Annotated in this window: 5 protein-coding genes and 1 pseudogene; 1 reads left to right on the top strand and 5 read right to left on the bottom strand. The window is 72.7% G+C overall.

Annotated features, from left to right (window positions below):
- From M8J74_RS01330 to M8J74_RS01315, 4 genes and pseudogenes are all read right to left on the bottom strand, one after another.
- A pseudogene (locus M8J74_RS01330) lies at positions 1–499 on the bottom strand (hypothetical protein); the annotation flags it as partial.
- A 154-nt stretch (positions 500–653) separates the two neighbouring features.
- On the bottom strand, positions 654–1,064 hold the full coding sequence (locus M8J74_RS01325; protein ID WP_249834624.1) for a DUF6113 family protein: 411 nt from the start codon (positions 1,062–1,064) through the stop codon (positions 654–656).
- Positions 1,061–1,927 (bottom strand): N-acetyl-1-D-myo-inositol-2-amino-2-deoxy-alpha-D-glucopyranoside deacetylase, encoded by an 867-nt coding sequence (gene mshB, locus M8J74_RS01320; protein WP_249834623.1) that lies wholly within the window; start codon positions 1,925–1,927, stop codon positions 1,061–1,063. Before mshB ends, M8J74_RS01325 begins: the two co-directional genes overlap by 4 nt.
- Before the next feature lie 18 nt (positions 1,928–1,945).
- A complete protein-coding gene (locus M8J74_RS01315) occupies positions 1,946–2,140 on the bottom strand; it encodes a hypothetical protein (RefSeq protein ID WP_058923418.1) in 195 nt (64 codons plus the stop codon).
- A 190-nt stretch (positions 2,141–2,330) separates the two neighbouring features.
- Here M8J74_RS01315 and M8J74_RS01310 point away from each other — a divergent pair, with 190 nt between their 5' ends.
- Entirely contained in the window at positions 2,331–4,466 is a 2,136-nt protein-coding gene (locus M8J74_RS01310; RefSeq protein ID WP_249834622.1) for a S9 family peptidase, read from the top strand.
- Positions 4,467–4,582: 116 nt separating this feature from the next.
- On the opposite strand, the gene M8J74_RS01305 is transcribed toward M8J74_RS01310, so the two are convergent.
- Positions 4,583–5,306, bottom strand: a 724-nt coding sequence (locus tag M8J74_RS01305) for an oligopeptide/dipeptide ABC transporter ATP-binding protein (protein ID WP_249834621.1), incomplete at its 5' end; no start/stop codon positions are given.

Here is a 5,306-nt window from a genome sequence, read left to right as displayed (position 1 = left end):
TCGGCCGCGCACCGGCCGCGGGAGCGCCCGGGGCGCCCGGCAGGGCCGGGGGCGAACCGCCCGGCAGACCGGCGCCGTTGGTGGCGCCGCCGCCCTGACCGCCCTTGGCCGGAGCGGACTTGCGTGGCGCGAACCAGTCGCTCGTCTTGTCGTCGCCCGGTGCGGCCGGCTCGGCGGGGGCCTCGACGACGCCCATGGTCTGGGTCGTCCCCGACGGGGGCAGCTCGCTCTCGCCGGTCTCCTCGGAGCCGCCCTCGGTCTCGGCCACGGGCGTGCGGACGACGACCGGCGGGATGGGCCGCGACCCGGGGATATTGATCCGGATCCGGGTCGTCAGCGTGGTCTCGGTCTTGCGCTCCTCCGGCCGCTCGGCCGAACGGGCCGCGTCCGCACCGGCGTCGGAAGCCGTGGGGGTGCCGTACGGGGGCGTCCCCGACGGGTATGCGGCTCCGCCGCGCCCGTTGGGCCCGGAGGACGGAGTGTCAGTTTCACGACTCAAGGCAGGTTCTCCCGGTTGGCTCCGCCGCCCGACACGACCTCACGGGCAGCTCGGCGGCGCGCACCACCATACTGGCCACTTCTGGCCCGTATCCCACGACCGCCGGGGAAACCCACACGGGACTCCCACGCGCGTTCAATGGCGAAGTGGTACGTCACTTGCCAAGTCGGGCGTCACCGCCACCCGGTTGCCAGCCCTGCCCGATGGTGGCGCAGATCACAGCAACGGCCATGCCACCGAGGAGGAAGAGGTACGAGCCGCCTCCCGCGCCGAAAAGGAAGTCGCCCTCGGGCCGGCTGGCCGTGAGCAGGATGACGGCGACGATCCAGCCGGCGGCCGGCGCGACGGCCCCGCCCCGGCCGCGGACGGCCCATCCGCCGCCGAGGCAGAGCCCGGCCTCGCCGGCGAGGGCGAGCAGCAGCCCGACGGGGAACCAGCCGGCCTGCACGAGCGAACCGGCCGCGCCGACGACCGCGCCGAGCAGGAAGAGACCGAGGTAGAGCAGGAACCGCCCGGCGGACGGGGGCCGCAGGGGCTGGGCGAGCAGGGAGCCCCGGTCGCTCATGACTCCTCCTTGCCGGGGCCCAGTCCGGCGAACAGGTCGTTCTCCCTGGCCGCCGCGGCCCGCCCGCGCACCAGCTCGTAGTACTCGGTGGTGAACAGGGGCTGCGCGAGTTCGTTGGAGAGGGCGAAGTACGGCGGGGCGACGTCGATCTGCGTGGCGTGCGCGCGCATCGCGGCGGCCTTCGCGGATGCGTACGCGCTGCCGTCGATCTCGGCGGTGACCCGGTCGTCGGCCACCACGCCCGGTACGTCGTCGACGGCGGCGGCCTTGGCGAAGGGCGTGCCGGACAGCTCGCCCGCGAGCCGGGCGAAGGCGTCCTCGGCGACCGACCGGGGCACCCGGTTCCAGTACACCTTGGGGATCTCCCAGCCCTGGGCGGCGGCCAGTTCGGCGGCGCGCATGGCGACGCGGTGGGTCTGGATGTGGTCGGGGTGGCCGTAGCCGCCGTTCTCGTCGTAGGTGACGAGGACCTGGGGGCGCACCTCCAGGATCACCTCGGCGAGCAGGGCGGCGGCCTCGTCGACGTCCGCCTGCCAGAAGCAGCCGGGGTCGTCGTTGTCGGCGATGCCCATCATTCCCGAGTCGCCGTAGCGGCCCGGGCCGCCGAGCAGACGGAAGTCCTCGACGCCCAGCTCGCCCATGGCCGCGGTGAGCTCGGCCAGCCGGTGCTCGCCCAGGGCCGCGCCGGTGAGGTGCCGCAGCCCGGGCGGGATGACCTCGCCGCGCTCACCGAGCGTGCAGGTGACCAGGGTCACCCGGGCACCCTCGGCCGCGTACCTGGCCATGGTCGCGCCGTTGTTGATCGACTCGTCGTCCGGGTGCGCGTGCACCAGGAGCAGGCGGCGGGCGGGGGATTCCGTCATGGCCCCCACCCTACGCAGTCAGAACTTGATGCTGCCGATCATGCTGGCGATGTTGGTCGTCAGGTCGTTGATCGTGGGCGCGACGGTCGAGGAGGCGAGATAGAACCCGAGAAGGATGCAGACGACCGCGTGCCCGCCCTTCAGCCCGGACTTCTTGACCAACAGGAAGACGACGATCGCCAGCAGCACCACCGCCGAAATCGAGAGTGCCACGGCGGCTCACCTCCAAAGATCCCAAGTACGCGGGGGTCGGACCAAGGGGCAACGCATTCCCCGCAGATAAATCCACGGGGAGGAGCAGCAGGTTCATACCCACTATGCGCTAGTGATCATAACTATCCGGGCCTGCGCATCGATCGGCGCACGGCCGCACAAGGGGGCGCATGGCCAATATGGTCGGTCCATGACGACGAGGTCCGACTCCTTCCCCCGCCGGCACGCGCGCACCCAGCGTTTCACCCTCGGCGCGCCGCGCGCTTTCACGGTGGCGCCCGACGGCGCCCGTGTCGTGTTCCTGCGCTCCTCCTCCGGTACCGACAGGGCGAGTTCCCTGTGGGTGCTGGACGTTCCGGGAGGCGGGGAGCGCGTCGCGGCCGATCCGCGCGCCCTGCTCGAGGGGGATCACGAGGAGCTGTCCGCCGAGGAGCGGGCGCGCCGCGAACGCAGCCGCGAGGGCGGCGCGGGCATCGTCGGCTACGCCACCGACGCGGGCGTGGAGTTGGCCTCTTTCGCGTTGTCAGGGCGGCTTTTCACGGCCGAGCTGAGGGCCGGGACGGCGCGTGAACTGCCCGCTCCGGGACCGGTGATCGACCCGCGCCCCTCCCCCGACGGCCGGTTCGTCGCGTACGCCGCCCGGGGTGCCCTGCGGGTGGTGGGCGCCGAGGGCGAGGGCGGACGGGCGCTCGCGGAGCCGGAGTCGGAGAACGTCACCTACGGTCTCGCCGAGTTCGTCGCGGCCGAGGAGATGGGCCGTTCGCGGGGCTTTTGGTGGTCGCCGGAGTCGGACCGGCTGCTGGTCGCGCGGGTGGACGACACGCCGGTGCGGCGCTGGTGGATCTCCGACCCCGCCCATCCGGAACGTGATCCACAGCGCGTCCCGTACCCGGCGGCGGGCACGGACAACGCGGACGTGCGGCTGTTCGTGATCGGCCTGGACGGGTCGCGCACGGAGGTGGTCTGGGACTGGGCGCGCTATCCGTATCTGGCGCATGTGCACTGGTCAGAGGCGGGGGCACCGCTGCTGCTCGTCCAGGCGCGCGACCAGCGCAGTCAGCTCTACCTGGCCGTGGACCCGAACACTGGGGCGACCCGGCTGGTGCACGCGGACGAAGATCCAGTTTGGCTGGATCTTTTCCCCGGGGTTCCCTGCTGGAGCCCCTCGGGGCAGCTCGTGCGGATCGCCGACGAGGGGGGCGCGCGGGTGCTCGCGGTGGGTGAACGCCCGCTGACCGGACCGCAGTTGCACGTCCGCGCGGTGCTGGACGTGACGGCCGAGGACGTGCTGGTCTCGGCCTCGGCCGGCGAGGAGGCCCCCGAGGGCGCCACCGAGGTCGGCGAGGTGCACGTCTACCGCGTCAACGAGCTCGGCATGGAGCGCCTTTCGCGGGAACCCGGCGTGCACTCCGCGGTGCGCGCCGGGGGTGTGACCGTGCTGGTGTCGGCGGCGCTGGACCGGCCGGGCACCCAGGTGCGGGTGCTGCGGGGCGACCAGCCCACGGCGACGATCACCTCGTACGCGGAAGATCCTGGTATGTCCCCGCGCGTGCGGCTCACCGAGGGGGGCGCACGACGCATCCCGTGCGCCGTCCTGCTCCCCCGTGATCACGACGGTGAGACCCCCCTGCCGGTCCTCATGGATCCCTACGGCGGTCCGCACGGGCCCCGCGTGATCGCCGCGCACAACGCCCATCTCACCTCGCAGTGGTTCGCCGACCAGGGCTTCGCGGTGGTCGTCGCCGACGGGCGGGGCACCCCGGGCCGCTCCCCCGCCTGGGAGAAGGCCGTCCACGGCGACTTCACCGTCTCCCTCGACGACCAGGTCGAGGCGCTCCAGGACCTCGCGAAGACCTTCCCGCTGGACCTCGGCCGGGTGGCCGTCCGCGGCTGGTCCTTCGGCGGCTGGCTGGCCGGCCTCGCGGTGCTGCGCCGGCCGGACGTCTTCCACGCGGGCATCGCCGGCGCCCCGGTCACCGACTGGCGGCTGTACGACACGCACTACACCGAGCGCTACCTGGGCGACCCGGCCGCGCGCCCGGAGGCGTACGCGCACAGCTCGCTCGTCACCGACGACGGTCTGTCGGCGCCCGCCGAGCCGCACCGCCCGCTGATGATCGTCCACGGTCTCGCGGACGACAACGTGGTGGTTGCGCACGCCCTGCGGCTGTCCTCCGCGCTGCTGGCCGCGGGCCGTCCGCACGAGGTGCTGCCGCTGTCCGGGGTGACGCACATGACCCCGCAGGAACAGGTCGCGGAGAACCTGCTGCTGCTCCAGGTCGACTTCCTCAAGCGGTCGCTGGGGCTCGCACAATCGCACAAATAGGCATGAACCGCGTTAACACACAGGCAACTTGGCCGACCCGGTCCCGATATACGGACGCGCCACTCTGAAGAACGTACGGCCGTGCGGGTGCCGTGAACGGACCGGGGTGCACCATGTCACCCCGGTCCGTTGCTTTGCGCCTCCTCCGGCGGGACCACCTGCCCCGGCGCGGAGCGCCTCATCGTCAGCGTCTCGGCGAAGTGGCAGGCGGAGGCGTGGGCGGCCGGGCCGCCCGTGGGCCGGAACTCCGCGGGTACCGCCAGCTCCGGCACCTCCAGCTCGCACCGCTCCCGCGCCTTCCAGCAGCGGGTGCGGAAGCGGCAGCCGGAGGGGACGTTCGTCGGGGAGGGGACGTCGCCGGCGAGGATGATGCGCTCGCGGCGTTCGCGGGCCTCCGGGTCGGGCACCGGGACGGCGGACAGCAGCGCCTGGGTGTACGGGTGCGTGGGGTGGTCGTAGATCTCCTCGTCCCGGCCGATCTCCACGATCCGCCCCAGGTACATCACGCCCACCCGGTCCGAGATGTGCCGGACGATCGACAGGTCGTGGGCGATGAAGACGTAGCTCAGCTCGAACTCGCTCTGCAGCCGGTCGAGGAGGTTGACCACCTGGGCCTGCACGGAGACGTCGAGCGCGGAGACCGGCTCGTCGGCGACGATGACCTCCGGGCGCAGCGCCAGGCCGCGCGCGATGCCGATGCGCTGGCGCTGGCCGCCGGAGAACTGGTGCGGATAGCGGTTGATGTACTCGGGGTTGAGGCCGACGACGTCCAGCAGCTCCTGGACCTTCTTGCGCCGGTCGCCCTTGGGGGCCACCTCGGGGTGGATCTCGTACGGCTCC

It is taken from the genome of Streptomyces panaciradicis (assembly GCF_023516615.1).
GTDB lineage: Bacteria > Actinomycetota > Actinomycetes > Streptomycetales > Streptomycetaceae > Streptomyces > Streptomyces panaciradicis.
Note: the sequence above shows the minus strand (reverse complement) of the source record. Positions and strands in the feature narration are given on the sequence as shown.

Coding starts and splice junctions, on each gene's coding strand:
- M8J74_RS01325 (WP_249834624.1), bottom strand. CDS start 1,064: ATGAGCGACCGGGGCTCCCTGCTCGCCCAGCCCCTGCGGCCCCCGTCC.
- mshB (WP_249834623.1), bottom strand. CDS start 1,927: ATGACGGAATCCCCCGCCCGCCGCCTGCTCCTGGTGCACGCGCACCCG.
- M8J74_RS01310 (WP_249834622.1), top strand. CDS start 2,331: ATGACGACGAGGTCCGACTCCTTCCCCCGCCGGCACGCGCGCACCCAG.